This is a genomic window from Streptomyces bluensis (assembly GCF_014650715.1).
In the GTDB taxonomy this organism is placed as follows: domain Bacteria; phylum Actinomycetota; class Actinomycetes; order Streptomycetales; family Streptomycetaceae; genus Streptomyces; species Streptomyces bluensis.
This window is the reverse complement of record NZ_BMVM01000011.1, coordinates 260,603-286,687: the sequence shown is the minus strand read 5'-3', so window position 1 is coordinate 286,687 and position 26,085 is coordinate 260,603. Positions and strand designations below refer to the sequence as shown.

Sequence of the window (26,085 nt, the reverse complement as noted above, 5' to 3'; positions counted from 1 at the left end):
TCACACGTCAGTGATCGCCGTCACCCGTCCCCAACCTCCGTGGACAGAACACCTAGGCTGCGGACCTTTCCGGAACCACCCGGCTTGGGGATCTTGCGTTCCCGTACCGGCTGAGGCCGAAAGGAACCATCCTTGAGACTGGTCCGCAAGTCGTCCAGGAACCGGAGGACACCGACCTGCTCTTCGACATGAGCGACGGTAACGCCGTCCATGCCCGCAGTCCGAGCCCCCTTGTTACCTGCGACCCGGTAGAACGCATAACGCAGCGTCGTCGGGTCGTGCACGAAGTTGAACAGGTCGTCGAACCTGCGGCCAGGGTCGGCCGCCGCCCAACGGTGAAGCTTGGCCTGCATCCCCGATACCCTCCCGCCGGACTCTTCCGGGTCCTCGACAGGCGGAGCACCGCCGTTCATCGGTGCATCTTTCGGCATTACAGCCTCCTTCCCTTCTCGATACCGCTGCCGCCCTTCCCCATGTGCGCACCTCTCGTGCGCTCGGAGTACTACAGCGGCTCCGCCCCGCCCCGGCCCGATCGGCCGACGATGGACCCAGCCCGTCCACCAGGGCGGATCCCTGGCAGCGGGCGTGAGCCGGAACGGTTCCCGTGTTCACTGCAATTCGCTCGACGGAGTAGGAGCCCAGCTCTGTCCCTGCGGCATCGCCACGGCTACCCCGCAGCACTTCACCGTGGCCTCCCGACGGGCATGTCAAAGCCCGCCCAGGAGTTCCCCGCTCCAGTCACCCGGTTCGAAGACGCACCGCACCCGGCCCATATCTGCACAGGTTTGAGCCGGCGGGGGGTTGAGAGACGTAAACGCTGGTTCCTCTCGTACTCCTCTCCATCACGCTCGCCGAACCCAGGCCATCTGGCAGTTCTGGCCCGTCCCGGCTTTGTCAGGGCCGCTCTCACCCTCACCGGCACCTCCCGGATCAGGCTGCCCCCAGCTTCATCACCCTGCTGCGACAGGGACGACGGCGACGGTCTCTCACCTCCGCACGAATTGCAGCGCCTCACGGCGCACTGACACCACCCCCCAGGTCATCCGTTCGACAGGGGGCAAAAGTCATGCCGGGCCCGGAAGCCAGCGGCCCTCTTGCAGGACCGCGAAGAACATAACGGGGGGTGGCTCATGGTCAGGACGTGGTGCTGGTCCGGGCAGCCGGACAACGTATAGGAGTCGCCGAAGTTGAGGTCCGCAGCGCGGCCGTGGAAGGTATCCACTTCCCGGCGTTGGTGCCACCAGCGGGCGCGCGACCTCATCCGGGGAAGGGCGGTGGCCCTCCGGTCGCGCTCGCTCCTCCACGCGCGGCGGCAGGGGGCGCATTCGTTAGTGGCGTCGGGGTTCGGGCCGGACAGCGGCGTGCCGCACAGACCGTTGCCGGAGGCGGCGTGATGGCGGTGCCCGGTGACGAGATTGCTGCGGCCGTTGGGTGCCCACAGGACGTCCTCGTTGCGCGGGCAGGATCCATCAGAGGAAACACTCACCTCGCCCGCCAGGCGGTGGAAGCGGTCCAGGGCCGCCGCGAGAACCGTGCAGTTCGCGCACACTCGCCGGGCTGAAGTCGGGCGCACGTCGAGCGGCTTGCCGCAATAGCCCATCAGATAGCCCGGTATTGGCCGATGAGCGGTGGCGCTCTTGCCGGTGCCGACAGCGGGCCGGAGATCCGGCTCGCCGCCGGGGTGCGGCTGAGTGGTGAGGATGAGCCAGGCGCGTGTACAGCCCTGGCACAGGGAGTGCGCCGTGTTCTCCGCAATCGGCGCGAGATCAGTTGAGTGTGTGGCGCACACGGTCAGTGGCTCGGTGCCGATAACGACACCGTGGTGCGCGGTCCCGTTCGTGGGAGAGATGGAGAGCCGGAGCAGGTACAGGGTCAAACAGAGCTCCAAGGATGGGCATTGGGTGGGTGACGAGATGGGCCGTCAGAGGGCGTCGAAACGGCTGGGCAGGGTCGCGAGCATGCGGGCGTCCTCGGCAGCTCTATCGGCCTCGGCGCGAGCGAGTGCGACCGCGCAGGCGCCGTACTCGCGCTCGTTCAGCGCTCCGGCCTCGGTGCACTGCCTGTCTTCGATGATGTAGCGGGTCACCGTCCGGACCAGGCCCGATCCGGTGGGTGAGTCGGACACCAACGACAGGACCGACGATCCGCACCGGTTGCTCGCATCCGTCACGGCCCGGTCCACCAAGCGGGTCAGGCGGTCGAAGCGCTCCGCGCTCACCGGACCGAGAGCGAGCCGGTTGCCGCCCAGATAAAGGACTTCCGCGAGCGCTTCCCGCGCGACCAGCGGCCGCACGACGTGCAAGTAGTGCCGACCCGGCCCGGCCGCCGTGATGGCGTCGGCGAGCACGAGTCGGCCCGCGGACAGGGGTGAAACCGACAGGTCGATGTCCTTTCCATAGGGAGCGACCGCCCCGGCTACAGGCGCACGGTCGGCGTGGGGAGGTGTCGTCAGTCGCGGCGCACGACGGTGAGCCGCTCCTGCCCGCCTTCGGGCAGGGTGCGCCGGGGCACAGGGACCGGGGAAGCGAGCGAGGCGGCGAAGACCGCGACCAGGTCGTGCGGGACGCTGGCGCTGAAGCTGGCGCACCACAGGTACGGGGCGCCGAGGACGAGTTCCGCCCATGCCTGCCAGCCCACCAGGTCGGGGCGCGGGTCGGCGTCCTGGATGAGCGGGGGCAGTTCCTCCAGCGACACGCTGGAGGCGAAGCCGGGGTCCGTGGCGGTGGTCGTGGGGCGGTCCACGTCCCTCATCCAGCCCTGGGCGACGAGTGCGGCCAAGACCGCCTCCGGCTCGCCGAAACCCATGTCGGGCACATCGCGGGTGTCGAGCGCAATGAGGAGGTCGGCGAGTGCCTCGTGGGGGACGCCGGTGGTGAAGTAGGCGTTCCACTCGGTCAGGGCGCTGGCGGAGTGCGGGCGAGCGGACAGTTGCCAGGCCACAGGCAGGCCGCCGAGTTCGAAGGGGTAGCTGGCGAGGATCCACTCGGCTCCGCGCAGCTCATCCGGACTCACGTACAGCAGGGTCTGCCGGGAGGTGGGCCACAGGCGCCAGCCCATACCGGTCAACAGGTCGCCGATCCGCTCGGCGAGAGCGCCGTCGTCACCGGCCAGATGGCGCGGGGTGACCCAGTACACCGGGTCCGGCGAGTCAGGGTGGGTAGGGTCGTAGGGGTGGTGCGGGTGCAGGGGCGCCTCCGAAAGGTCGTGGGTGTTTCAGCTGCCGCCGTCGCTCGGCGGCGTCGCCGTGCGCCGACGGCGTGCGGGAGCCTCGGCTGGCTCGTGCCAGGTGAGCTGGACGGCGACGTTCGGCTGCAGGTGGCCGATCTGTTCGGCGTCCTTGGCTTCGGCAATGAAGACCAGCGGGTTGCCGTTCTCGTCCTGCGAAGCGATCACCCCGCCGATACGGTGGGCCATGGGAAAGAACGGGTTGATGGCGAGCCGGGCCGGCGCTTCACCGTCGCAGGCAGACAGAAGGCTGATGAGGTCGCCGACGGTCATCTCGGGAAGGTACGGATCCACAGCGTTCTCCTCGCGGTAGCGGACACGGTGTGCTGGAGTCAAGCTGAGCAGGGCATGCGGTGTTGTACGACCCAGTGGTGCACCTGTCGGCCGCCATGCCAATCACAGGCGCTGGGCGGTGGCCAAGACCTGGGCCACGGCGGCAGCAACGATGTCCGCCGGGGTCTCTGTGTCGAACGACATCCGATACCCGCGGGTCTTCGCGGTGCCGGTGACTGCGATCACCCACCCCTCACCGTCGGTGCCAGGACGCCCCATCGGGAACCAGCCGAGGTAGAACCTGCCGTCCTTGCTGTTCACATGGACATCGGCGCGGTCGTCCACGACCAGCTTGAAGTCAGCGTCGGTGAACTGATCGGTTACCAGCGTCGGCTGGCCTGGACCGATTTTCCAGGAGCGCAGCCGCAGGGCCTCGACGGTCGTGGCGAATCCGGGCTGGGCAACCTGAACGGCCACCGGCATCACCTCTCTGACCTGGTATTTTCCGGGAAGGCGTCTACGTTGACATGCCCCCGAAGCGTTGGCCAGTCTTTCCGCGATCTTTCCCGTCTGCCGCAGGCGAACTGGCGAATCAACGGGCGATCCGCACCGGTAGGCAGCCTCGTGCCCCAGCCTCTGGGCGACCGCCGTCGAGGAGGCCATCGCATGAATTAGCAGCACGAGGACGAACGTTCCCGCATCCGTACGGCCATGGACCGCTTCCTGGCCGGCCAGCCCACCTTGTCGCCCGGCCCGTGACGCCTCCGCAATTGGCGCACGCGGCCGGGGCCACGCCAGAGCCGCCAAACAGCGTCTTGGCGATCATGGAAGGGATGGCACACTGATGGGCCCAACTTGCCCATCGCGCCTGGGAGATCACCTGATGAACGCCACAGCTGCGGCCGACGCTCAGGGAGCCGAAGCTGCTGAGGGCCGTACCGGCGGCTGCCTGTGCGGCCGCATCCGCTTCACCACCCGGGGTCCGGCTGTCTTCCCCCACACCTGTGCCTGCGAGCATTGCCAGAAGCTCGGCGGCACCCCCGTGATGTGGTGGGTGGGCTTCGCCACGGTCGCCTGGACCGGCGAGAGCGAGCCGACCTGGTACGAGACCTTCGAAGGCGAGGCGAAGCGCGGCTTCTGCCCGACTTGCGGCAGCCGCGTCGCGGCGATCGACAGCAACACCCCGGAGATCGGCATCAACGTCACCGCCCTTGACGACACCAGCGGCACAGACCTTGTCCCCATCCACGCGTCCTTCCGCGACAACGCCGTGCACTGGCTGCCCCCGATGCCGGAGACTGAGCGCAGCGCAGCCGGTTGACCGCCCGTCCGCTGGTCGGCGACTTCACCGCCACCCTCGATGGTCCCGGTCGGCATCCCAGACGACACCGGCAGCCCCGCATCACAGCGCCAGCAGCAGATCAACTCCCTTCCCCCAACCTTCACTTGAGGACTCTCGTGTTCCACCCCGAGGCTTCTTCTTCATATATAGAGTTAGGGATGTGAGGACCCCATTTCGCATCACGTCGGCCACGCTCGACGTTCTCGAAGCGTTCCTGGTGTCCCGCGAAGAGCTCCACGGCTTCGCGGTCGCCAAGGCCGCCGGCAAACCGACCGGCTCCATCTATCCGATCCTGGCCCGCCTCGAGGAGGCGGGCTGGCTCGACAGCCACTGGGAGACGGAAAACCCCACCGAGGGCCGTCCCCGCCGCCGCTTCTACTTCCTGACCCCGACCGGCGCCGAGCAGGCCCGCAGCGTCGTTATCGAACGCCGCGGCCAGCTGCCGACTCCGGCGGGCGCGCCACCGTCCCGCCCCAAGCTGGCGTTAGGCGTCCTGACCCGATGGGCGGGCGCCTGGTGAACGAGGCTTTAACCAACCTGCTCATCCCCACCGCTCTCAGCCTGGCCATCGGGGAGTTCACCGAGGTCTCACCCTGGCTCGCGCGCCGGATCCTGCGGTTCGCCGCACGCCAGCTACGGAATCCTGAGGCCGCCGAGCGCTACGAGGCCGAGTGGACCGCTCTTCTGGATGAACGGCCCGGGAAACTGCTGAAGGTGTTCTTCGCGTCCTGGATCGCCCTGCGCTCCACCTGGACCCTGAGGGCCATCCATCGTCCCCGCGCCGGATCGTCGGACACCTCGGGCGCCACGGCCGCGTCGACGGATGCCCTGAGAGAGCAACGGAACCGGGCAGGTCAACTCGTTCGCGCCTACTTCCGTCGCGCTCGGATCCGGCGATCGGGCGGCTACTACCGCGGCGATCGCTACTATCCCGACCGGCGGCGCTGGGGGTCCACTGCAGCCCGCCGCCGGCGGCAGCGGAACTCCGCCCTGGGCATTCTCGGGCTCGCACTCTGGATGGTCTCGGGCGCCGCACAGGCCACCGGAATCACCGGCTTCATCGTGGTCGGCATAGCGATTCCCCTGTTGATCTCGCTGACCTATCCCTTCTCCACGAGGACCTTGCGAAGGCTGGATTCCCGCATGATGGCCGCCTCGTTGCGGCGGGAGGACTGGTCCCTCGGGGTCGTCAGGGTTCCCTCCGGATCGGTCAGGCCGATCAGGCGAGCACTCGCCCAGGGAGGGGTACTGCACATCACGGACACGAACCGAGGCCGTGACGAGTTGGTGCGTGTCGTTGACATCACCTTCGGCGGCTGCGCCTTCGTGGTCAGGCCCCGCCGCCGTCCGCGGCGCTGATCCGTCGAAGACGGGGGCCCCGACGCGGGGCCTCTGAGACGTTCCCCCAGGTCAGACAGCACTGTCAGTGGCTACTGTCACGATGCGACCGCACTGCGTCACATCTTCTGGAGGAAAGGGGCACTCCTTGGGCAAGGCATCACGGCGCCGCCGCCAGCATCGGCAGGGACAGGTACGGTCGCGCCCACTGGCACTGACTTTCTGCGACGTCGACTTCGATCGCGGCTCTCGTGCTCACGGACGCGGGGTTGCCCCCGCACCGCCGGAGGGGTGGGTGATCGGCCGAGCCGGGCTCGTCCACGCCGAATGGAACGGGGCCGAACTCCGCGTCACTGGACAGGAGCTGATCGAAGGACCCCGCCCCGCCAGCCGCCTGATCAATGCCCTGCGCGGAAAGCAGCTCGTCATCGGCCACGGCATCCTCACCGCCGACCTCCGCGCGGCCGCCATGGTCACCGAAGTCCCGGACTCCCTGCTCAAGCGGACCGTCGACACGCTCGCCTTCGCCCATCGCATCCGCGGCAAGCGCTACCCCACCGGCTGCGGCCTGGCCGCGCTGGCCAAGGCCAACCTCCGCGACCCGCGCGCCAAGCCGGACCAGCCGTCTTCCGCCCCCGGACTGCGGCCGGGCGGCGGCATGCACGGCATGTCTCCCGAGCGCGGCGACAACGACCCGCGCGAGGACGCCCTGCTCGTTGCCCGCCTCTGGCAGACTATGATCACCACGCGTGCGCTGTCCTGGGGCGCAGGAAACCCCTCCTGGACTCACTACCACGGCAACACCCGCCCTGGCACGCCCGCCGGCGCCGCCGCCCTGGCGGACGAGAACATCGCCGAGCTCACCGGACAGCAACGGCAGATCGAAGCCGTCGAATGGGCGCAGCGGGTCCGTTTCGAAGGCCGTGTCATGCGTCCCACCAACACCGACTCAGTGGCCGCCATGCTGGCCCTCCACTCCGCCAAGGTCCTTCCCGCACCCCAGCAGGTCCGAGAGCTCGCAGGCGCCCTCCAAGAGGCCGGAGAGATCCCGCCGGACCATCTGGACAGCGAGGACCTCCTCACCGCCGTCCAGTGCCTCGGCCCCCGCCAGAACATCGACGTCCGCGAACGCATCCTCAACGGCAAGAAGCTCACCAAACTCCTCCGGGAAAACCTCGCCATCTATCTCTGGGAAGTCACCCATCCGGAGTGGATGAAGACGTTCTGGGAGACCCGCAAACTCGCCAGAACGACTGCCATCGGTGAACTTCGCCTGTCACACCTCAAGCTCGAGCAACGCAAGATCCGCGGACGCGTGCTCGGCATCTTCGATTAGGATGCCGCACGGCCGGCCCCCTCCGAACCAACCTGGCCCTGCCCTGCCTTCCTTAAACGGGATGAGTCACGCGTTAAAGGAAAGCAGGGCATCCATCCTCCCGAGTGGCGCGGCGGCTGACCCACTCCAGAGGTCACCTACAACGAGAACTTGGACCTAAACACAAAGACTTGACAGGGAACTCTGTTCTTGTAAGCGCTGCACGCTCATCGCCGGCGGCCCGGCGGTGGCGTGGGTCGGGTTCCGCCGGGAAAAATTGACCTGGACCGACTCCGGAGGGGAACCGACCTGGTATTCCACCTGGCCCGACCCTCCACCGCGGCTCTTGCCCGCGCTTTCTCCGAACTACGAGGCTGTCCCCGTACTCAGGTCACGGGCGTCAACCCCACGGGCCCGCGGTTCCTGACGGAGTGCCATGTCGTAACACACGGCACGACAGCGTGTCAGGCAGGGCTGCAGGTCCCGTGTGCGAGCGATGAAGCCATGGTGGATGACGAGCTTCTGTATCCTGTGCAGCGATCATTTCGCCAACTGATCGAGCATTCTTCCAACGCGCCGAGGAGGCACCTATGGAGACTGCGGACCCGAACCTTCCGACGGCCCGTACACCTGAACAAGCATCCGGTCAGCAGTCCGACGAGGCATCTATTGGCGGAACAGGTCAGAACCAGAATGTACCTTCCGTAGACGACCAAGCCCGACAGCAGGCCGACGATACACCTGCAGAGGATGAGAATCCGAATTCGCAAGCAGATCCACCGACGTCCTCGTTGCCTACGGATCCTCCCAGTTCGACGCCGAACCATTCGGCAGCCGGATCCGGAAGCTTGCGCGGGCAAGCGGCGGCTCAGTGGGCTCAGACAACCGTGACGGGTATTGCTTCGCTCGCGGCCCTGGGAGCGCTCGTCTATACAGCACAAGCGACACAGGCGACACGCGATACGGTTGAAATCACTGAACAGGGCCAAGTGACTGACCGTTTCACGTCAGCGGTAGGTCAACTTGGTGACGAGAAGCTCGATGTGCGCCTTGGTGGGATTTATGCGCTGGAGCGCATCGCGCAGGACTCGCCAAGAGACCAAGGTGCCATCATGGAGGTTCTGTCGGCCTTTATTCGAGAGCATGCTCCTGCACCTCGTCAGTTAACGATGTCTCAGCGACCCTCGGTTCCTAAGATTGCGGACGGGCGCGGAGATATGCCTGATCCTAAGCGTCGTCCGGCTACTGATGTGCAAGCAGCGGCAACTGTTATTGGCCGCCGAGACGTGAAAAACGACCCAGAAGGTTTCGTTCTAGATTTGCGGGCTGTAGACCTGCGGGGCGCACATCTCGAGCGGGCAAATTTCACGGCTGCTCAGTTGGATGGCGCAGATTTTAGCGGAGCGCGCATGGGTCGAGCCAATCTGCAGCAAGTCACAATGCAGGCGTCCGAGATCGATGCACCCTTTGAGGATCCCAAGACCAAGACTTCTGTCAACTTCAGCGCCGCCGTCCTTGAGGGGGCAGACATCAGTGGCTCAACACTCGCTTATGCTAATTTCTCAAACGCCTGGCTTTCGGATGTAAAAATGAGGGATGTCTTTTTGTGGGGGGCCGATTTCAGGAACAGTGTTCTCGCATCTTCCGATTTGTCTTGTTCTAGGCCGTTGAGCGCCGACTTCGGTGGCGCGCGATTGGGGTTTGGGCTGAAAGTGCGTGGCACGAACTTCGAGGGGGCGAACCTCAAAGGGGTTGAGGAGTCGTGGTTTAAGGCTCCAGAAATTTCAGCCAAGGATATGGAGTATTGTGCGAGTTTGACTCAGCCAGAGAGACGTTAACCTCGATTCGTCAGCGGTCGTGAGTGCATGGCCGGGTCGCCGGTTCGCCCTGTTTGTTCCGCGTGATCGCGGGCGGGGGCCTTCGCTTGTCGCTGCGGCTGCGCCGGGGTTCCACGGCACCCGGAGGTCGTGCAGGTCGCTCCTTTCCTTGTCTCGTCGGGCTGTTGGTCTGGGCGTCAGGCGATGGCGGGCAGGGCGGTCAGGCGGTGCCAGCAGGTGGTGAACGCGGTGGCCCAGGGCCAGGTCCGCTCGATGCGCAGGTAGCAGCGGCGGGCGTGGTCGTCGAGGCGGGCGGGCAGGTGGTAGAGGCGGAAGCGCATGGTGTCCGGCTCGGCGTCGGCCAGGTCATCGATGTCGTGCAGGGACAGCAGTCGCAGCCACGCGTCGAGATCAGCGGCGATGTTCGCGGCGAGTATCCAGCCGCGGTTGACCTCCCACGATTGCGAGGGCAGGTTGTCCGGCCCCATCGCCTTGTTGGTGCGGACCCGGTCTTCCACGGACGCATGGGAGCGGTGCAGCACGTCCAGGAACTGGGCGTGGCCCGAGCCGGCGACACCCCACATGTGGCGAACGTTGGTCGCGGTGATGCAGTAGCGCCAGCCGGTCTTGCTCAGCCTCCGAGAAGTTCGCCGCCCCAGTACGATCGCGACCGCGAGGTGCACCAGTACCCCGGCGCGTTCCCGCCAGCCGGTTGCTGTGCTGAACGGCAGCACACCGGCCAGCACACTCGTCAGTCCCGTGCGGTCCGTGCACCGCCGCAGCAGCACCGCCCCGGCATGCCCGACCAGCCCCTTCCCGTCAGCCACGACGAACAGCCGACGGTCCCACCCTGTACTCTCGACCACCAGAAAGGTGCCTTGCTCTCTGCAGCGGATACGACCTAGACACTCGCATCCTCGCAGGTCAACGGCACCTTTCTGCTATCGGGGCGCCAGATCACCCAATATCGCTGAATACCCAGGGTTAACTGGAGCGCGCCCCGTCGGCTAGGACGTGGTGGTGCAGTTCATCAGCGCGCATGAGGTTTGCCTGATGAGCCGCGTTCTGGCCTTCGTTCGGTGTCAGCGTCCTTGAGTCAACGCCGGAGGACAACCGTCCAGGTCACGAAGGCTCCGGCAGTGTGGCCACCGCCGTGGTACGAGCAACAATCTCTCGGAAGGTGGGAAATCCCAGGTCGACGGACTGCTGCTGCCGAGAGATCTACGCATCGAGTTGGGCGAGCTTCTCCTTGGCGTGGGCCAGGCTGCTTTGCAAGCCTTCAAGCTCGCCGAGCCAACCTTCGCGTTCGGTTTCAATGAGCAGAGCGGCCTGGAGCCTGTCGGGCACAGCTTCCGCGAGTCAGCCGCGCCGCGGATGACCGTAACCCTCGCCCCCAACCCGCTCCACCAGTAGCTGCATTACGGCCGTTTCCCGGCCCTCGCAGCGGCTGAGATGGAGGCGACGGCGAATCACGGCACCCCTGCGGTCCGACGAGTCAGTTCAGGTGCCGTCCGATCAAGCCCAGCACCTCGTCCGTAGTCCGTACGTCCGCTGCGAATCCTCAGCCCGGGACGCGGCCACCACGGGCCAGCGCGTGCTGATGGTCGCCGACGCCAATGCGGCCCGGCGCGACCAGGACCACAACGCTGCGCTGCACACGATCTACCGGTCATTCGGCGACAACACCGTCCTCATCACGGGCACACTCACGATACGGCGCTCCGCCAGCAGCCCCGGTAGCGGCGAGCGTCCGGGGAAGAATGCGCTGTAGGCGGTCTTCTCCACCACGAGGTCGCCTTGTCGGGCGTCGAGGGCGTGCCACAGGCGCGAGCGCAGTGAACCTTCGCCTCCTGTCGCCGCGAACGTCTCGCTGACTGTCGGTCCCTAGAAATCGCTGCTCACACCCCCGAGCGGTGCCTCGTTAGCTGGCAGCACCCAGGCGACCGGGCCTCCATCTGTGCGCAGTGCATCAGCTATGCGGTTGATGTTGGGCACGACGCCGCGGACGTACGGATTCGCCTCGACGAAGAAGGACACCATGTCGATCATGATCAGCGCAGCGCGCACCGGGTCGACGCTCTCGTACGCGTGCCGCCTGCCGCGCCTCTCCTCTTGCCGCGCATACTCCCGGGGTTCGATCCACCAGGCGTGGATCTTGGAGTCGGTCCGCATACATCCCCCGGTCGGCTGGCCCGTGACTGAGACGAGCCTGCCCTCCGTGACCGACCAGCAGGCCGACTTCGCCTCTCGGCTACGTGTCATGCCCGGAGACCCCCCAACCGAAGCGGAGAGTGCCCGAGCAGCAGCGCTCAGTCACACAGGTAGGCGCAGGGGTTCCGTGAGAGGTGAGGCGCAAATCGAACGCATGCTTGAATGGGGTCATGGAGTCCGCGCCCTACCCCCATGACCTACTGCAGGCACAGCGTGACTCGTACCGAACGTATGAGGCGCTCGCCACGTTGCCTCCCACCGCGGGAACCACGGCTCTGCGTCGACGGCTTCTGCTTCTGTCCTCCCGAGTCGTATGGCACCGGTATTGGTCAGCCCCTCGGTCCTCTCCAGCCGCCTGGATGGAACTGCGCCGCCAGGCACGGACGCTGGAGAATGAGCCCGTGTAAGAGCAGGCCGCTGTGACCGCCACCCCGAGGAAGCCATTCGTCCTGATCATGCTGGTCATGCCGGACGGACAGAAGTTCTCTGGGGGAGACCGTGTGGCGCGAGGCTATGAGGACGGTATCTGAGCAGCTCAGCACCGGGCCCGCCTACCGTAGCCGGTGCCACATGTGTGGTGCCATCGCTGATTCGGGTGAGGGGCCGGCAGCGCGATCAGAAGGCGATGGGTAGATCGTGACTGCTTGGCCACGGCGGGCATCATGCGTGGAACGAGGTAGATGGACAATGCGGAGCACGTCGACGAGCGTCTGGGGGCACCGTCGAGCGGGGCCAGGGCCAGCAGCTCGCGCGGGCCTATGGGAGGCGGCTGGGTTCTCGCCGCCCTGTTGTGTTCCACAGACGGTGATCTGGCCGCCGCAGGGCCACATGGATTCGGTTTTCCGGCTCATCCTGGGGGAATCATGTTGGGCCTGGCATTCCTGAGGAGGGGACCCGTGTTGGAGGAAACGGCAACGGCTCTGGCGTTAACCGGCGCGACAACCGTGGTGGCGGCGATGGCCACCGATGCCTGGCAAACCACCCGCACCAGCGTGGCCAATCTCTTCCGCCGCAGCGGCCGGCACTTGGCCATCGAGGCGCAGCTGGATGAGGATGCAGCCCTGGTGGTCCAGGACGATGATGCCGATGGCGCGCGCCGGGACCTGGTCCAGGCGTGGAGACGGCGGCTGGCAGCCCTCCTGCGCCAGTATCCCGACGCTGCGGAGGACCTGCACGCGCTGGTGGACGAGGTCCGGGCAGCGCTACCCAAGACTCAGGAGTCCTTGCGGCAGACCGTCATCGCCCGCAACTACGGCACCGCTTTCGGTGCCGTAGGTCCCAACAGCAGCGTCAACGTCCACTACTACGCGGTCCCTGGCCAGATGCGTCCTGCCTCGCCTTCCTCCGATCCGCAGGAAGGCGGCGGAGAACAGCCGTGACCGCCGGCGGAGCCAACGCATCGCCCGCCTTCCGGCAGGAGGTGCGTGCCGAGGGCGGTTTCGCGTACGGAGTGATCGGTGCTGACATCCATGTCTTTGGCGACGGGACACCGTTGTATCTGCTGGAGAACTGGCGCCCCGCCCCGCAGACCGATCCACAGTGGCTACGGGAGCTGCCGAGCCGGATGCTCAACGCCCGCCATGAGGTGGTCGCCTTCACCGGCCGTGAAGCGGAGCTCGCCGCGCTTCACCGGTGGCGTGATGAGGGGCCCCGGCTGGCCGTCCGCTGGCTGTCTGGCCCGGGCGGGCAGGGCAAGACCCGCCTTGTTGCACAGCTGGCGGCCCGGTCAGTCGCAGCGGGTTGGAAGGTGGTCAACGCCACCCATGGCCCCGGCACCGTTCTGCCCCCGCCGGGCAGCCAGGACCTGCGCCTTAACGATGCTTGCGGTCTGCTCCTGGTCGTCGACTACGCTGACCGTTGGCCCCTGACCCATCTGACCTGGCTGCTCAGCAACGCCCTGCTGCACCAGACCACAGTACGGACACGCATCCTGCTGCTGGGGCGCACTGACGACTCGTGGCCTGCGGTACGCGCCGCCTTGGCCAACCACCAAGCGGGAACTTCCGCCCAGTTACTCTCCCCCCTGCCATCACAAGAGGCCGGGCCACGCGCACAGATGTTCCGCGCCGCCCGCGACAGCTTCGCCGTCCGCTACGGCCTCACCTCTCCGGCGGGCATCACTCCGCCCGGGTCGCTGGAGCGCCCGGACTTTGGCCTCACCTTGGCCGTGCACATCGCCGCATTGGTCGCTGTCGACGCCCACGCCACAGGCCGCCGCCCGCCCGACGACATGGCGGGCCTGACCATCTATCTCCTGGACCGCGAACATCTGCACTGGGTGCACCTGTACGGCGACGAAACCCATGAAATCCGCCCCGGCGAGCGCACCTACCGCACCCCGCCGCAGGTGATGAACCAGACGGTGTTCACCGCCGCTCTCACCGGCTCTCTCGAATCCTCAACGGGTACCGCAGTCCTCAAGACCCTGCGGCTCGGCCCCGCCCCGGAGCGGATCCTCGCGGACCACGCCGTCTGCTACCCGCCCGCCGACCCCACCCGCACCACGGTTCTGGAACCGCTGTACCCCGATCGCCTCGCCGAAGACTTCCTCGCCCTCACCCTCCCCGGACACCAGGCCGACTACCCCGCCCAAACCTGGGCGGCCCCCACCACCACCGCCCTGCTGACCGATCCGCGGCTTCAGGAGGCCAGACAGGGCTTTGGATGGCTGCAGCGCCGACGCAACACCCGCATCCCGCCCTCCTGGACCCCTCGGGCTGTCACCCTCCTGGCCACGGCCATCGAACGCTGGCCCCACCTTGGCCCCCAGCACCTCTACCCCCTACTGCGCGCCAATCCCCGGCTCGCCGTCGCTGCTGGCAGTGCCGCGCTGACTGCACTGGCCGCTCTGGACGACATTGACCCCAGCCTCCTGGAAGCCATCGAGTCCCACTTCCCCGACGGTCTTCACACCGACCTCGACGTCGGCATTGCTGCGGTCGCTTCGCGCCTCGCCAAGCACCGTCTCGCCCATACCGACGACCCAGCCGAACGCGTAAACATCCACTACCACCTCAGCTTCAGCCTCACCCACGCTGGACGCTACGTGGAAGCACTGACCGCCTCCCAGCAGGCCGTCGCACTATGCCGACCACTCGCCCGATCCGACCCTGCTGCCTATGAGGGATATCTCGCCCAGTGTTTGATCGCCCTCGGGGCAAGCCTGTCGCAGGTGGGGAGAAGGCAGGAAGCCCTGGCCGCCAGCGAAGAAGTCGTCGCGCTTTTGCTGCGGATGCAGCGGGATCGTCGGCATTGGCGCATCGCAACACGCGACCTGCCCGTTCTCACAATCGGTTTCGCCCACGCTCTGAACAACCTCGGCGCCGAATTGAGCGCGGCGGGGCGGAGCCGGGAAGCTTTGGCCGCCTGCGAAGAAGCCGTATCCATCCTGCGGCCGCTAGCGAAGGCCAGCCCCGCCGACAACGAACCCGCCCTCGCCACATCGCTAATCAGCCTCGGCGCGAGTCTCAGTGCTAATTCTCGGCGTGGTGAAGCATTGGCTGTGGTGCAGGAAGCCGTGACACTGCTGCGGCGACTGGCCCACGATCACCCTGCCGTCCACAGTCCTGCCCTTGCTTCTTCACTGGCCAACCTCAGCGTGGAGCTGGAGTCTGTTGGGCGGCACAGCGAGGCGCTGGCGGCATCTGAGGAAGCCGTCACCGTGTTACGACGGCTGGCTTCCCAGATTCCCGCAGCCTACGAACTCGATCTCGGCATATCGCTGATGGATCTCGGTAACCACCTGGCGCATTTCAGGCGGTTGGACGAGGCGCTAGCCGTATTTGAGGAAGCTGTCACCGTCTTGCGACGGCTGGCTTCCCAGATTCCCGAAGCCCACGAACCCGACCTAGCTAGAGCGCTCACCGAGCTTGGCAGTGCCTTGGCGGTGACAGGGCGGTTGGAAGAGGCTCTGAACACTGCCAAGGAAGCTGCCAGCATCCGGCGGCGGGGCCATGACATCGCGGACTCTGACTTCCAACTCGCCAACCTTCTGAGGAACCTCGGTTACTCCCTGCCGGAGATGGGGTTCTTGGAGGAGGCTGTGGACGCGGCTGAGGAGGCCGTCGCCATGCATCGCTGGCTGGGAGCCGACCCCGACACCTCGGAGAGGTACCTTGCCGAGGCTCTGACCGACCTCAGCGACTCTCTGGCCGAGACAGGGCGAGAACGGGAAGCGCTGGCCGCTGCCGAGGAAGCCAGCGCCATCCGGCGACGGCTGGGCGAGGACCAATCCGGGACCCTGGAGCTCAGCCCAGCCGACATGGCGAGGGATATAAGCAACGCTTGGGCGGAGATGGCCTTGCTGGAGGAGGAAAGGCAAGCTGCCGCCGGCGAAACTCGGCCGCTGGGCGACATCACCGGCCGGCGTGGGCTCGGCATCGAACTCGACGTGGTCCGCTTCATGACCGGCCAATGCGCTGCTCTGGAGCGTGAGGGTCGGACGCAGGAGGCGGCGGCCATGGCCGAGGAAGTCGTCGTCATGTGGCGATCGCTGGCGAGGGTCAACCCCACCTACCATGAACCTGGCCTCGCCTCCATGCTTACCGACCTGGGCGCTCTTCTATGGGATGTGGGACGGCTAGACAAAGCACTGACGACAACCGAAGAAGCTGTGACCATCCGGCGACGGCTGGCAAGGGCTAATCCTGCCGACAACGAACCCGACTTCGCCGTTGCGCTCCACAACCTCAGTATTTACCTCGTGGAGATGGGACGGCGGGATGAGGCACTGACTGCGGCCGAAGAAGCCATAGCCGTGTGGCGGCGGCTAGCCAAAGCTCAACCTTCTGTCTACGAACCCGAACTCGCAGATACTCTGCACAACCTCAGTGTTTGTCTGTCAAAGGTTGGACGGCGGGATGAGGCACTGACTGCGGCCGAAGAAGCCACGGCCATCCGACAAAAATGGGACGGCAGGATGTGAACCGCCCCGCGTGTCACGCGGGAGCGCCGTGGCTCGATTCGTTCATTCGCGCTGGTTGAGGGCCCGGGTCAGGTGGCGGTTGGCTTCTCGGGCGGCTTCCAGCTCGGCCTCGCGCTCTTGCAAGGAGGCCGTCAGGTCGACGTTGTGCTGTTCCAGGCGGGTGATCTTGTGTTGGAGTTCGTCGATGTCGGCGGGGGCACCCAGGCCGGACTCGCGCCAGACCTGCTCTCCCAGTGCCTCGGACAGGCGCTTCTCCAGTTGCTGGATACGCGTGACGAGCCGGGTGTTGCGGGCTTGGGCGTTGGCGAGCTCGGCCTGGAGCGAGGCACGGCTGACCGGGGTGGCGCCCGCCAGGTCCTGATCGGCGGGTTCGAGTTCGGCGGCGTGGACTAGGGCCTGTGTGATGTCGTGATCACTCGGCTGCTTGCAGGAGATCTCCGTGCCAGATCATCGAGGCGCGGAGTTCGAGGGCGGCGAGGTAGCTCTCGGGCGTCTTGTCGAAACGTGTGGCGATGCCGCGCCAGTCCTTCAGCCGGTTGATCAGTCGCTCGACCGTGTTGCGATCACGGTAAAGACCGGCGTCGAAGGCGACGGGACGACCGCCCCGGCTGCCCTTCTTCTTGCGGTTGGCCACCTGGTCCTTCTTCTCCGGGATGACCGCTCTGATGCGGCGTTTGCGCAGGTGGGCGCGGTTGGCGCGGGATGATGTCTTGTCCGCGGCGACCGCGCCCGGCCGGGTGAGGGACCGGCCGACCGGCAGACGGACCCGGATCTTCTTCAACACGGGGACGAACTGAGGGGCTGTCCGCGGCCTGCCCGGCTGTCAGGACGAATGACAGAGGCCGGCGCTAGCGGTCGGCAGCGAGGTGGACCTTGCTGGTCAGTCCGCCGCGGGACCTGCCGAGCAGGGCTTCCTTCAGGCTGAGTCTGCGTCGGCGGCGGACGCGTCGGCGTTCGGTCCGCTCAGGCTCGTTTCCTGCGTCCCGCCCGTTCTGTTCCGCCTCGCTACCCCTTTTTGCCGGACCTCTTCCTGCTCGGCGGAGGCTTCCTCGAGAGCCTCCATGACGTCCTTGCCGACGATCAGCCCGGCGGCGTCGTGGTGAGCACGGACGGTCGTGGAGTCCACGCTGACCAGGGACAAGTCCGTCTTGCCCTGGCGGGCGGCTTCGGCGATCAGGCCCTCCAGCAGGGCGGTGAAAACACCGGCGTTCCGCCAGACCCGGAAGCCTCCGTAGACGGTCGGCCAGGGCCCGAACTCGCCCGGCATCTCACGCCACTGCGCGCCGGTCCTGAACCGCCAGATCACCCCTTCAAACTGATCCCGCAGCCGCTCGGGGTACGGGCCGTACTCGCCTATCGGCAGGAACGGCTCGATCAACTTCCACTGCTCATCGGTGAGTTGCCTGCGCGTCACGATCGTCTTACTACCGGATCCGCCTTCCAGACGGACCCGGATCGGCAAGATTGATCACGACATCACACAGGTCCTAACCACGATGGCGACAGGCTCCAGCGGCACGGGCTCGCACCTGTGACCTGATCGTGGCTGTTACTCAGTAGAAGCCGGTGCATCCGACGTTGTTGAGCCGGTTCCAGTCGTAACCGATGCACGCCTTGGCCGTGATGCCAGCGTCGTCCATCTGATCAGACCAGTTGCGCCAGGTCCCGCCGGGGGCCGGAACTTCGGTCATCCCATGGTACGAAATGTTCCAGGAATCTGAGTACACCGACACCACGTATGTCCAGCCGGGGTTGCCGCCCCAAAACCGGGCCCAGACGGTGCGACAGAGCGGACTGTAACGGAGCTGGAGGGTGATCCCTTCCTTGAGGGCGACCTGGTGCGCAGTGATGGCGTCGTTGGCGCAGGTCACAGTCCGTCCGAGTCGGCTGCTCCACACTGGTTCGCTGGGGTCGGTTTCATTGCAGTCGGAGCCGCAGCCGGCCCCAGCTGCTATCGTCGAAACTGTTGACAAGCGGGGCGTTTCGGCCTTCGCGGGTTGCGCTGTTGCAGGCGAGGCGTCGGCCGGCCCAGCGGTCACCATCAGCGCCGTGGCCGCGGCGACCGCGCACGCCCACCGAATCCACGGCTGCCGCTCGGCAATCGAATTCATGTGTTCCCTTCCTGTCCCTTCTGTTGTTCCTGACACTTGTTTCAAATCAACGCCAAGAGCAGTCGCCGGAAACCTTCTTGTAGCCCGCATACAGCCCGCCACGCACGCCTATGTTCACGGACGTTCCGGTCTCCCATGTCTCGCCGACCGTATTGCTCGCCCACAGTGCTCGGCCGCTGCTGTTGTAGATGACGAAGTTGCCGTCCTTCTGGTACACGGCACGGCTCCCACCAGGGTTTGTCCCTGCCGCCCAGCACACGTGACCGTTCGTCGCCTTCAGAACCAGGTTTCCGTCGTTCTGCATGATGAGTTCGACGGCATATCCCGAGAACTCTTTGTGTAGGTAGTCGCCCTTTCTGAGGGTCTCCCCCCTGGAAATGCCCTGCCCCATGTTGGCGGCGTGAGCCGGCGTTGCCGTCGCTACGAACGGAATCACTACCGCGAGCGCGACACCGGACCATCTGGCCAATTTACTCACCGTTTCCTCCTTGCTGGCTTTCGTTTCCCGGACATGGCCGACTCGCGTGCTTCTGGCACCGGCCGTCGGCCCCGGCTGCCTGGTCCACCGCGCCGGGCTGCACCTCACAGTGCGGGATACGGCACCCCCAAGGGCAGGTCGTGGCAGAGAACGGGGAACTTGGGGGACCGCACCCGCCGCAGGCTGGCGAGACGCAGGCCCGCCTGGGAAAGTTGGGGACATGACACGTTGGAAGACGCTGCCAAGTGATCTTGAACCTGAGGTAGTGCACTTGGTCCAGGAGTTGCGAAGCCTGAAAGACGTCACGGAACTGACTCTCATCGCCCTCGCGTCACAGACGGCCTACAGCAAGTCGGCTTGGGAGCGATACCTCAACGGAAAGAAGTTTCCACCACGCCAGGCGGTGCTCGCGATGGCGGAGGTGGCCGGCCCCGAACATGTCGCTCCGCTGCTCGAACTGTGGCGGCGGGCGGCACACGCTCAAGCACGCGGAGGCGGGAGAGAAAAAACACAGACCGCCGAGGTGACCGGCGCAACGGAGCCCCCTTCGCGCGACCGGCGATTATCCCGGTGGCACCTCATCTTTGGCGCAGCAAGCGCCGCCCTTCTCATGTGCGTGGTGCTGTTGGTCGTGGCCGTCACTCACGCCGGGAATGAGGACTTAGGAAGCAAGAAGAGCGACGGCGCGAAACCAGCTGCCGGCCCTTCAGGCTTGGCAACTCCAAAGTCGACGTCGTTGGCAGAATGCCGCCACAAGACGTGCGAAGGAAAGGACCCCCGGCTCGCGGGATGCGGAGACGACGCCCGCACCGCAGCCAGCATCTGGCTATCCAACACACTGATCGAGCTGCGCTACAGCTCCAGGTGCCAGGCCGCCTGGGGCCGCATACTCCAGGCAAAGGTCGGTGATCAGGTTCACGTGGACGGGATCGACGGAGCACCTCAGACCGGCCGGGTCAGCTTCGGCGTCGACGCGTTCAGCCCCATGACGCCTGCGGCGGACCCGTCCAGAGCCCGGGCATGCGCCACGCTGACGAGTAGAGCCGGGAAGCAGGCCACGTGCACTCCGCAAGGCTCCACTGCGGTGGCATCACCAAGCTCATCCTCGGGGGGCTGACCCGGCACTTCCCTCGCGGCAGGGCCCCGGCGTTTGCCGGATCTTCGAACTTGAGCGGTGCGTCGTCCCGAGTGGACTGACTGGCTGTCACACTGCGTGAGGGCAGGGGCAGTGGGGTGGTCCTGACAGCAGGATGCCCGTGGCCATGAGTGATCATTTCTGTTCTCGACGCAGAACGATCATTCAGAAACCACGGGCTTGGACAACGATACGACGTTGCTGCTCGGCCTGGACGGCCTGGCCGTCGCGCGGGTGGAGCGGCTGGAGGACGGCACCCGCCGGGTGCACCTGATCACCGCCGATGAGCAGGCGCGGGCCTGCCCCGAGTGCGGGGTGTTCGCCACGCGGGTGAAGGGCTCCGCGACGACTCGGCCCCGCGATCTGCCGTACGGCGAGAGCGGGCTGGATTTCCGCTGGCACAAGCGCCGCTGGTGGTGCCGGGAGCCCGGCTGCCCGCGCCGGTCGTTCACCGAGCAGATCCCGCAGATACCGGCCGGCGCGCGGATCACCGTGCGACTGCGGGTAGCGGTCGGCCGCCGCGTGCCCGATGCCGGCTCCACGGTCATCCAGGCCGCCCGCGACCTGCATCTGTCCTGGCCGACGGTGATGGGCGCCTTCCGCACATCGGCACGCGAGGTCGTCGACGCCCCGCTGCCCGAGGTCGACGTACTGGGCATCGATGAGACCCGCCGGGGCAAGCCGCGCTGTGGACGGGCCACCGACCCGACTCCGCGCCTTGATGATCTGGCTCGGAGATCTCCTGCAAGCAGCCGAGTGATCACGACATCACACAGGCCCTAGGTGTTCTGTCCACGGAGGTTGGTGACAGCGATCACTGACGTGTGATCTTGAAATGGGTGAGGGCCTTCTGGCTCGGTGTGGATTGCGATCTCTGCACCGGCGACCGGAAAGGCCCTCATGCCGCACCGTAACGCACCGCTGACCGAGACCGGCCGTCTGCGTCTTGCCCGCTGCGTCGTCGAGGACGACTGGCCCCTGCGGCGGGCCGCGGAACGCTTCCAGGTCTCCGTGAGCACCGCCAAGCGATGGGCCGACCGCTACCGGCAGCACGGCGAGGCGGGCATGGCCGACCGCTCCAGCCGCCCGCACGCCGGCCCACGGCGGATTCCGACGCGTACCGAGCGGCGCATCATCAAGGTGCGCGTGCTGCGCCGGTGGGGACCGGCCCGCATCGCGGGTCTGCTGCGGCTGGTGCCCTCGACGGTGCACCGCGTGCTGACCCGCTACGGCCTGGCCCGCCTCACGCACCTGGACCGGGCCACCGGCCGGGTCATACGCCGCTACGAACGCGACAGGCCCGGCGAGCTGGTGCACGTCGACATCAAGAAGCTCGGCAACATCCCCAACGGCGGCGGCCACAAGGTCCTCGGCCGTCAAGCGGGCCGCAAGACCCGCTCCGGCGTCGGCTACAGCTACATCCACACCGCCGTCGACGACCACTCCCGCCTGGCCTACAGCGAGATCCACCCGGACGAGAAGAAGGAGACCGCCGTCGCCTTCTGGGGGCGGGCACAGGCGTTCTTCACCTCCTGCGGCATCACCGTCGAACGCGTCCTGACCGACAACGGCTCCTGCTACAAGTCCCGCCTGTGGCGCGATGCCCTGGCCGCGGCCGGCATCACGCACAAGCGCACACGCGCCTACCGGCCGCAGACGAACGGCAAGGTCGAACGGTTCAACCGCACTCTGCTCGACGAGTGGGCCTACGCCAAGCCCTACCGGTCAGAACAGGAACGACGCGAGGCATTCCCCGGCTGGCTGCACACCTACAATCACCACCGCGGACACACCGCGCTCAAAGGCCAACCACCCGCCAGCCGCGTTCCGAACCTCTCAGGGCAATACACCTAGGGCGAGCAGGTCCCGGTGGCGGTAGAGGAAGGTGCGGTCCACCCCGGCTTGTCGGGCGATGCCGGAGACGCTGATGGGCCCACCGATCTGGGCGGCGGCCTTGAGTGCGTTGGTCACCCGCTGGCGTCGGCGGTCGGTGCCGTCTTGGCGGCCTTGGTGCATCGTGCTCATGCCGTCCTCCGGGGACAGACGTCGGGAAGGGGCTGGCCGATCCGGGGCATGCCGAGCAGTACGGTCCGGCCGCGGCGGACCACGGCGACGGCTTCCTCGATCTGTGCCTGTTCTTCCACGCTGAGGTCGCCGAGGTCGGCCTTGACCGGGCGATCAGACGTCGCACCCGGCGGATTTCCTCATCCGAGGGCATGGCCTCGCTGCGTGCCCAGCCGTCCGCGTCGAAGGTGGACATCAGCCGCTCGCGGCTGCGCAGCAGGTCGGCGAGGTATGCCTGAAGATCGGGCAGGTAGGAGACGTCGGTGCGGAAGTGGTCGCAGCCCACACAGCGGAACCGGATGGGGCAGCTCTGGCCGCAGGCCGCGACATTCGACGGCTCCTGGCACACGCCGTACGGGACGCTGACCTCGCCGTTCGCGCGCCTGACGTGCTCAGAGTCCAGCAGCGACTGGGCCTTGCGCCAGACCCGGTTGCCGTTTCGGTCGAACTGCAGGGCGACCACTCGGTCCACGGCCTCACGGCGCCGCTCCTGGCTGACCCGGTAGTAGTTCTGCGTGACCTTGAGGTCCGTATGGTCCATGAGCTCTTTGAGCGCATCCGGGGCCACGCCAGCATCCGCGTACCGCTGGGCGTAGGTGTGCCGGTAGGCGTAGGGGAAGATCCGGGTCTTGTCGAACGGCAGCAGGCGCCCAGAGAACAGACCGTGCGAGTCCGCCTCTATGAGAGGTTGCAGACGACCGGGCTGCACCCTTGGAGGTATCGCATTGGCGTGCCCTCGTGGGTAGCAACGGAGGAGGGCGTGGAGGCTGCCGAGTACTCGGTGTGGGTCACGGATAAGCAGCTCCGGCCCATCGAGGGTGTGGACTTGTCGGTGGTCCCGACGCATCGGGGCCTTGCGGCTCTTCCGCCGCCGAAGCCTTCTGGGTTGGGTGGCGCAGCCCGATCCACAGGTCGTGGAGGCATGGTCGTTCACGACTCCGTGTGCCGCAGCGCGACGGACGGGGGCAAGGAACTGGGCGCGATGGAGGCGCTCGACGCGCTGATGCGGCCCGGCGCCACAGCGTGCCACGAGTGCGCGGCAGCCGAAATACTCATTCCCGCCTTGGAGTTGGGCAAGGGCTACGGGTAACCCGACGGCGATAACGGGACACGGCACCGAGGCTGCTGCGCCGCCCCATAACATGTCGATCTATGAGGGTTCTGATCATAGGCGGCAGCGGTTTCCTTGGTACCGAGTTGGTCCGCCTGGCCACGGCGGCGGGACACGAGACCGCCGCGACGTTCGCCACCACCCGCTCCGACGCCGCCCTGCAGGCCACGTGGCATGCCCTCGACGTCCGAGACCCCGCGCGGGTCGCCAGGGTGATCAGCGACGTGGCTGCTCCGGTCGTCATCAACGCATCGAGCGGCAAGTCCGACTGGGCGGTCACCGCAGACGGCGCGGTCCGCGTGGCGATGGCCGCCTCGGAGCAAGGGTGCCGCCTGGTGCATGTCTCCATGCGACGCCGTGTTCTCCGGCTCGCGTCCACTACGACGAGACATGCGTTCCGGACCCGATCACCCCGTACGGCGCAGCGAAGGCCGCTGCCGAGACGGCCGTGCGACTCCTCGTGCCAAGCGCCACCGTGGCACGCACCTCACTGATCATCGGGCACGGCCGGTCGGTGCACGAGCGCGCCGTACACGCCCTTGCGGCTGGCACACGTGACGGCGTCCTGTTTACCGACGACATCCGCTGCCCGGTGCACGTCGAGGACTTGGCCGCCGCCTTGTTGGAGCTCGCGTTGTCCGACGCGGCTGGCGTGTTCCACCTAGCCGGACCGGACGCCCTCAGCCGGTACGACCTCGGCCTGCTGATTGCCCGGCGCGATGGACTGGACGCCGCGCGGCTTCCTGCTGGGCGACGTGCCGACACGCCGCTGCCGGGCCCCCTCGATGTTCGCCTCGACGGCTGCGCCACACAGGAGCGTTTGCGGACCAAGCTGCGGGGTGCCCGCGAGTTCCTTCGGCGAGACGGCCGCGGCATCCACGGCTCACGCGAGTGAAGTCTGTGCAGAATCCGCGGCCTGTCTGTCTCCGATCTCGACGTTCGCGGCATGCCGAACCTTCAGAAGCGGCATGAGGAGCAACTCCTCGACCACGCAACGGCCGTCTACCGAGCGGTGATCCTCAAATGGCTTCTGGCCCGTGCTGCGACGTCCACCAGATAGCCCGTTTATCGGAAACGCGAAACCCCCGGAATCGCGAGAACTCCGGGGGTTTATGGCAGCTGCTCGCAGGTTGTGTCAGCCCGGGGAAGGGCCGTCGCTGTCGTCGTCGACTCGGCGGCGCCGTGCCACGAAGACGGCGCCTCCTCCGGCGGCGAGGAGGATGCCGGCGCCGCCGAGCAGCCGTGGGGTGGCCTCAGCGCCGGTGTGGGCGAGCGTGCCCTTGCGGGCGGGGGCCGCAGTGCTCGTCGCAGTCTTGGCGACGACCGCGGTGTCGGACGGCAACGTGGACGACGGGGGCGTGCTATCACCCTGGTCCGGGTTCGGCTTGTCCGACGTGGACTCGTCGGTGGTCGGCCTGTCGGACGGCCTCTCGGAGGAGCTGGGCGCCAGTGTTGTGCTGGTGGTCTTGGCGTTGGTGACGGTTACGGTGACCGGGCTGCCGGGCTTGGCGGTGAAGCTCTTCGAGGGCTCGTAGAGCTCGTATCCGGCCGGTGCCTTGGTCTGCTTGACCCAGAAGGTGGTGCCGGTACGGCTGTTGACTGGCAGCTTCGCGGAGGCGGTGCCGCCTGCGCCGGTGGTGAGCGTGAGAACGGTGGTGTCACCGGTGCCGATGTTGACAGTGGATCCGGGCAGCAGCTTGCCGCTCTTGCTGTCCCTGGCCTTCAGGGTGACCGTGGCGGGCTTGAAGGGGTCGGTGATCATCAGCGGCGTGTCCGCGCCGGGGGTGACAATGACGTCCTGATCGTCGACGACGTCATGCAGCGGGCTGCCGCTGGAGACCTCCTTGAGCCGGTAGACCCCCGGCGGGAGGTCTTCGAAGGCCAGTTGGCCGTCGGCGTTGGTCTCGCCGCTGGCGGCCTGCTGGCCTTCGGAGTCAAACAGGGTGAACGAAGCACCGGGGAGGGCGTCTCCTCCGGGATCTTTCTTCAGGATGGTGACCCCGCCTGTCTCAGCCGCGCTCAGCGGGACAATGGAGGTGGACGGGGTCGGCTCGGAGGTCTGTGCCGCGGCGGTCGGAGCCAGGGACACAGTGCCGGCCACGGCGGCGAGGCTGACGGCTGCGGCAGGAAGACGGCGGGCAGAGCGGGTGTGCAAGAAGGGGACTCTCCTGAGTAGGACGCGGGCGGGGCTGCCCGTCGGTTGAAGGGTGAGGCCGGTCAGCGGGTAAGGCGCCGAGGCTGGACCGCTGGGGCAGCCGGTACTTGACGTGTTCGTGCCGGGCGGCGTGACGGCGTGGTGGTCGCGTAGCGGCGGGCCGCTGCTCGTACGAGCTTTTCCTGGTCTTCGATGGACAGTGTCTCGATGCGGGCCAGGCACTGGGCGATGGTGGGGCCGAAGAGCGGGCCGGCGGGCAGGCCGGCGGCTTGGACGATCTGGGCGGCTGCCTCGGCTTCGACGAGTATGCCGTACTGGTCGGGAATGTTGAGAAGGTCAGCGGCGTGGTAGCGGAAGCCGTCGATGGCCTCGGTCATCGTGAAGTCGTCGTGCATGACGTCCTCGACCAAGTCGAGCAGGGTCAGCGTGGCGGAATGCAGCCGGGCGGAGAAGTCCGGGTCCGCGAGCCATGGGCCCTGCGGTCCCGGCGGGGTACGGGAATCGGGTTCGACGGTGCGGGTGGCCTCGGGTTGCGGCCGTCGCCGGAGGGACAGCCAGCGGGGCGGGGGCATGGGTCTCCGTGTTC

The 26,085-nt window shown here is 66.9% G+C and carries 31 protein-coding genes and 1 pseudogene; 16 read left to right on the top strand and 16 right to left on the bottom strand.

Going from position 1 to position 26,085, the window contains the following annotated elements; genetic code table 11:
• Positions 1–20: 20 nt before the first annotated feature.
• From IE262_RS26390 to IE262_RS26365, 6 genes are all read right to left on the bottom strand, one after another.
• Positions 21–431: a reverse transcriptase family protein gene (locus IE262_RS26390; protein ID WP_229877489.1), complete on the bottom strand. Its 411-nt coding sequence runs from the start codon at positions 429–431 to the stop codon at positions 21–23.
• Positions 432–1,039: 608 nt separating this feature from the next.
• On the bottom strand, positions 1,040–1,876 hold the full coding sequence (locus IE262_RS26385; RefSeq protein WP_189877123.1) for a hypothetical protein: 837 nt from the start codon (positions 1,874–1,876) through the stop codon (positions 1,040–1,042).
• A 45-nt stretch (positions 1,877–1,921) separates the two neighbouring features.
• The gene (locus tag IE262_RS26380; RefSeq protein WP_189877121.1) at positions 1,922–2,347 is read right to left on the bottom strand and encodes a hypothetical protein; all 426 of its coding nucleotides are present in this window, start codon (positions 2,345–2,347) and stop codon (positions 1,922–1,924) included.
• Positions 2,348–2,448: 101 nt separating this feature from the next.
• Positions 2,449–3,135, bottom strand: a complete 687-nt coding sequence (locus IE262_RS26375) for an SPDY domain-containing protein (RefSeq protein ID WP_189877119.1) — start codon at positions 3,133–3,135, stop codon at positions 2,449–2,451.
• A gap of 78 nt (positions 3,136–3,213) precedes the next feature.
• On the bottom strand, positions 3,214–3,498 hold the full coding sequence (locus IE262_RS26370; protein WP_189877117.1) for a hypothetical protein: 285 nt from the start codon (positions 3,496–3,498) through the stop codon (positions 3,214–3,216).
• 123 nt (positions 3,499–3,621) lie between these two features.
• A complete protein-coding gene (locus IE262_RS26365) occupies positions 3,622–3,975 on the bottom strand; it encodes an SPDY domain-containing protein (protein WP_373305140.1) in 354 nt (117 codons plus the stop codon).
• Between the two features lie 406 nt (positions 3,976–4,381).
• On the opposite strand from IE262_RS26365, the gene IE262_RS26360 reads away from it, so the two are divergent.
• The 5 genes from IE262_RS26360 to IE262_RS26340 all read left to right on the top strand — a co-directional run bounded on the left by IE262_RS26360 (position 4,382) and on the right by IE262_RS26340 (position 9,331).
• Complete coding sequence (locus IE262_RS26360) at positions 4,382–4,819, top strand: GFA family protein (protein WP_189877115.1); 438 nt, start codon at positions 4,382–4,384, stop codon at positions 4,817–4,819.
• A gap of 181 nt (positions 4,820–5,000) precedes the next feature.
• Positions 5,001–5,360 carry a PadR family transcriptional regulator gene (locus IE262_RS26355; RefSeq protein ID WP_189877113.1) on the top strand — a complete coding sequence of 120 codons (360 nt, stop codon included), beginning with the start codon at positions 5,001–5,003 and terminating at the stop codon, positions 5,358–5,360.
• Positions 5,357–6,199 (top strand): hypothetical protein, encoded by an 843-nt coding sequence (locus IE262_RS26350; protein WP_189877111.1) that lies wholly within the window; start codon positions 5,357–5,359, stop codon positions 6,197–6,199. Before IE262_RS26355 ends, IE262_RS26350 begins: the two co-directional genes overlap by 4 nt.
• A 274-nt stretch (positions 6,200–6,473) precedes the next feature.
• The gene (locus tag IE262_RS26345) at positions 6,474–7,514 is read left to right on the top strand and encodes a hypothetical protein (RefSeq protein ID WP_189877109.1); all 1,041 of its coding nucleotides are present in this window, start codon (positions 6,474–6,476) and stop codon (positions 7,512–7,514) included.
• Between the two features lie 569 nt (positions 7,515–8,083).
• Positions 8,084–9,331 (top strand): pentapeptide repeat-containing protein, encoded by a 1,248-nt coding sequence (locus IE262_RS26340; protein ID WP_189877107.1) that lies wholly within the window; start codon positions 8,084–8,086, stop codon positions 9,329–9,331.
• A 176-nt stretch (positions 9,332–9,507) separates the two neighbouring features.
• On the opposite strand, the gene IE262_RS26335 is transcribed toward IE262_RS26340, so the two are convergent.
• Both IE262_RS26335 and IE262_RS40245 read right to left on the bottom strand, forming a co-directional pair.
• Entirely contained in the window at positions 9,508–10,137 is a 630-nt protein-coding gene (locus tag IE262_RS26335; protein ID WP_229877488.1) for a transposase, read from the bottom strand.
• 394 nt (positions 10,138–10,531) lie between these two features.
• On the bottom strand, positions 10,532–10,657 hold the full coding sequence (locus IE262_RS40245; RefSeq protein WP_268249581.1) for a hypothetical protein: 126 nt from the start codon (positions 10,655–10,657) through the stop codon (positions 10,532–10,534).
• 157 nt (positions 10,658–10,814) lie between these two features.
• On the opposite strand from IE262_RS40245, the gene IE262_RS39690 reads away from it, so the two are divergent.
• Positions 10,815–11,081: a cysteine hydrolase family protein gene (locus tag IE262_RS39690; protein ID WP_229877487.1), complete on the top strand. Its 267-nt coding sequence runs from the start codon at positions 10,815–10,817 to the stop codon at positions 11,079–11,081.
• 113 nt (positions 11,082–11,194) lie between these two features.
• Here the strand turns inward: IE262_RS39690 and IE262_RS39685 are convergent, their stop codons facing one another.
• Positions 11,195–11,572, bottom strand: coding sequence for an isochorismatase family protein (locus IE262_RS39685; protein ID WP_229877486.1), 378 nt, complete (start codon positions 11,570–11,572; stop codon positions 11,195–11,197).
• A 119-nt stretch (positions 11,573–11,691) separates the two neighbouring features.
• Between IE262_RS39685 and IE262_RS40760 the strand changes: the two genes are divergently transcribed.
• From IE262_RS40760 to IE262_RS26305, 4 genes are all read left to right on the top strand, one after another.
• Complete coding sequence (locus IE262_RS40760; RefSeq protein ID WP_229877485.1) at positions 11,692–11,928, top strand: DUF8825 domain-containing protein; 237 nt, start codon at positions 11,692–11,694, stop codon at positions 11,926–11,928.
• 489 nt (positions 11,929–12,417) lie between these two features.
• A complete protein-coding gene (locus IE262_RS26315; RefSeq protein WP_189877105.1) occupies positions 12,418–12,900 on the top strand; it encodes a hypothetical protein in 483 nt (160 codons plus the stop codon).
• Positions 12,897–16,445, top strand: coding sequence for a tetratricopeptide repeat protein (locus tag IE262_RS26310; protein ID WP_189877102.1), 3,549 nt, complete (start codon positions 12,897–12,899; stop codon positions 16,443–16,445). Before IE262_RS26315 ends, IE262_RS26310 begins: the two co-directional genes overlap by 4 nt.
• A gap of 72 nt (positions 16,446–16,517) precedes the next feature.
• Positions 16,518–16,838, top strand: coding sequence for a hypothetical protein (locus IE262_RS26305; RefSeq protein WP_189877100.1), 321 nt, complete (start codon positions 16,518–16,520; stop codon positions 16,836–16,838).
• 19 nt (positions 16,839–16,857) lie between these two features.
• Here the strand turns inward: IE262_RS26305 and IE262_RS40610 are convergent.
• The 4 genes and pseudogenes from IE262_RS40610 to IE262_RS26290 form a co-directional block, all read right to left on the bottom strand.
• A pseudogene (locus IE262_RS40610) lies at positions 16,858–17,253 on the bottom strand (transposase); the annotation flags it as partial.
• Between the two features lie 108 nt (positions 17,254–17,361).
• Entirely contained in the window at positions 17,362–17,907 is a 546-nt protein-coding gene (locus tag IE262_RS40605) for a transposase (protein WP_373305139.1), read from the bottom strand.
• Between the two features lie 91 nt (positions 17,908–17,998).
• Positions 17,999–18,556 (bottom strand): DUF2690 domain-containing protein, encoded by a 558-nt coding sequence (locus IE262_RS26295; RefSeq protein WP_189877098.1) that lies wholly within the window; start codon positions 18,554–18,556, stop codon positions 17,999–18,001.
• A 46-nt stretch (positions 18,557–18,602) separates the two neighbouring features.
• Positions 18,603–19,034 (bottom strand): hypothetical protein, encoded by a 432-nt coding sequence (locus IE262_RS26290; RefSeq protein ID WP_189877096.1) that lies wholly within the window; start codon positions 19,032–19,034, stop codon positions 18,603–18,605.
• Between the two features lie 220 nt (positions 19,035–19,254).
• Between IE262_RS26290 and IE262_RS40600 the strand changes: the two genes are divergently transcribed.
• From IE262_RS40600 to IE262_RS26275, 3 genes are all read left to right on the top strand, one after another.
• Positions 19,255–20,151: a helix-turn-helix domain-containing protein gene (locus IE262_RS40600; protein WP_189877094.1), complete on the top strand. Its 897-nt coding sequence runs from the start codon at positions 19,255–19,257 to the stop codon at positions 20,149–20,151.
• A gap of 198 nt (positions 20,152–20,349) precedes the next feature.
• The gene (locus IE262_RS26280) at positions 20,350–20,952 is read left to right on the top strand and encodes a transposase family protein (RefSeq protein WP_189877092.1); all 603 of its coding nucleotides are present in this window, start codon (positions 20,350–20,352) and stop codon (positions 20,950–20,952) included.
• 117 nt (positions 20,953–21,069) lie between these two features.
• Positions 21,070–22,023, top strand: coding sequence for an IS481 family transposase (locus IE262_RS26275; protein WP_189877090.1), 954 nt, complete (start codon positions 21,070–21,072; stop codon positions 22,021–22,023).
• Here IE262_RS26275 and IE262_RS26270 read toward each other — a convergent pair.
• Positions 22,006–22,194 carry a hypothetical protein gene (locus tag IE262_RS26270; RefSeq protein ID WP_189877088.1) on the bottom strand — a complete coding sequence of 63 codons (189 nt, stop codon included), beginning with the start codon at positions 22,192–22,194 and terminating at the stop codon, positions 22,006–22,008. The two genes, IE262_RS26275 and IE262_RS26270, sit on opposite strands and share 18 nt — an antisense overlap.
• Positions 22,195–22,765: 571 nt before the next feature.
• Here IE262_RS26270 and IE262_RS40240 point away from each other — a divergent pair.
• The 3 genes from IE262_RS40240 to IE262_RS40230 all read left to right on the top strand — a co-directional run bounded on the left by IE262_RS40240 (position 22,766) and on the right by IE262_RS40230 (position 24,239).
• The gene (locus IE262_RS40240) at positions 22,766–23,323 is read left to right on the top strand and encodes a DUF6233 domain-containing protein (RefSeq protein WP_268249583.1); all 558 of its coding nucleotides are present in this window, start codon (positions 22,766–22,768) and stop codon (positions 23,321–23,323) included.
• Positions 23,324–23,385: 62 nt separating this feature from the next.
• Complete coding sequence (locus tag IE262_RS40235; protein WP_268249580.1) at positions 23,386–23,838, top strand: NAD-dependent epimerase/dehydratase family protein; 453 nt, start codon at positions 23,386–23,388, stop codon at positions 23,836–23,838.
• Complete coding sequence (locus tag IE262_RS40230; protein WP_268249582.1) at positions 23,751–24,239, top strand: sugar nucleotide-binding protein; 489 nt, start codon at positions 23,751–23,753, stop codon at positions 24,237–24,239. Before IE262_RS40235 ends, IE262_RS40230 begins: the two co-directional genes overlap by 88 nt.
• A 240-nt stretch (positions 24,240–24,479) precedes the next feature.
• Here IE262_RS40230 and IE262_RS26250 read toward each other — a convergent pair whose 3' ends face one another.
• Positions 24,480–25,445 (bottom strand): SpaA isopeptide-forming pilin-related protein, encoded by a 966-nt coding sequence (locus IE262_RS26250; protein WP_229877484.1) that lies wholly within the window; start codon positions 25,443–25,445, stop codon positions 24,480–24,482.
• Positions 25,446–25,561: 116 nt separating this feature from the next.
• Complete coding sequence (locus IE262_RS26245) at positions 25,562–26,071, bottom strand: hypothetical protein (protein WP_189877082.1); 510 nt, start codon at positions 26,069–26,071, stop codon at positions 25,562–25,564.
• Positions 26,072–26,085: the final 14 nt, after the last annotated feature.

Coding starts and splice junctions, on each gene's coding strand:
- IE262_RS26295 (WP_189877098.1), bottom strand. CDS start 18,556: ATGAATTCGATTGCCGAGCGGCAGCCGTGGATTCGGTGGGCGTGCGCG.
- IE262_RS40235 (WP_268249580.1), top strand. CDS start 23,386: ATGAGGGTTCTGATCATAGGCGGCAGCGGTTTCCTTGGTACCGAGTTG.
- IE262_RS26390 (WP_229877489.1), bottom strand. CDS start 431: ATGCCGAAAGATGCACCGATGAACGGCGGTGCTCCGCCTGTCGAGGAC.
- IE262_RS26245 (WP_189877082.1), bottom strand. CDS start 26,071: ATGCCCCCGCCCCGCTGGCTGTCCCTCCGGCGACGGCCGCAACCCGAG.
- IE262_RS26275 (WP_189877090.1), top strand. CDS start 21,070: ATGCCGCACCGTAACGCACCGCTGACCGAGACCGGCCGTCTGCGTCTT.
- IE262_RS39685 (WP_229877486.1), bottom strand. CDS start 11,572: ATGACACGTAGCCGAGAGGCGAAGTCGGCCTGCTGGTCGGTCACGGAG.
- IE262_RS40240 (WP_268249583.1), top strand. CDS start 22,766: ATGGTCCATGAGCTCTTTGAGCGCATCCGGGGCCACGCCAGCATCCGC.
- IE262_RS40600 (WP_189877094.1), top strand. CDS start 19,255: ATGACACGTTGGAAGACGCTGCCAAGTGATCTTGAACCTGAGGTAGTG.
- IE262_RS40760 (WP_229877485.1), top strand. CDS start 11,692: ATGGAGTCCGCGCCCTACCCCCATGACCTACTGCAGGCACAGCGTGAC.
- IE262_RS26270 (WP_189877088.1), bottom strand. CDS start 22,194: ATGAGCACGATGCACCAAGGCCGCCAAGACGGCACCGACCGCCGACGC.
- IE262_RS26370 (WP_189877117.1), bottom strand. CDS start 3,498: ATGACCGTCGGCGACCTCATCAGCCTTCTGTCTGCCTGCGACGGTGAA.
- IE262_RS26360 (WP_189877115.1), top strand. CDS start 4,382: ATGAACGCCACAGCTGCGGCCGACGCTCAGGGAGCCGAAGCTGCTGAG.
- IE262_RS26340 (WP_189877107.1), top strand. CDS start 8,084: ATGGAGACTGCGGACCCGAACCTTCCGACGGCCCGTACACCTGAACAA.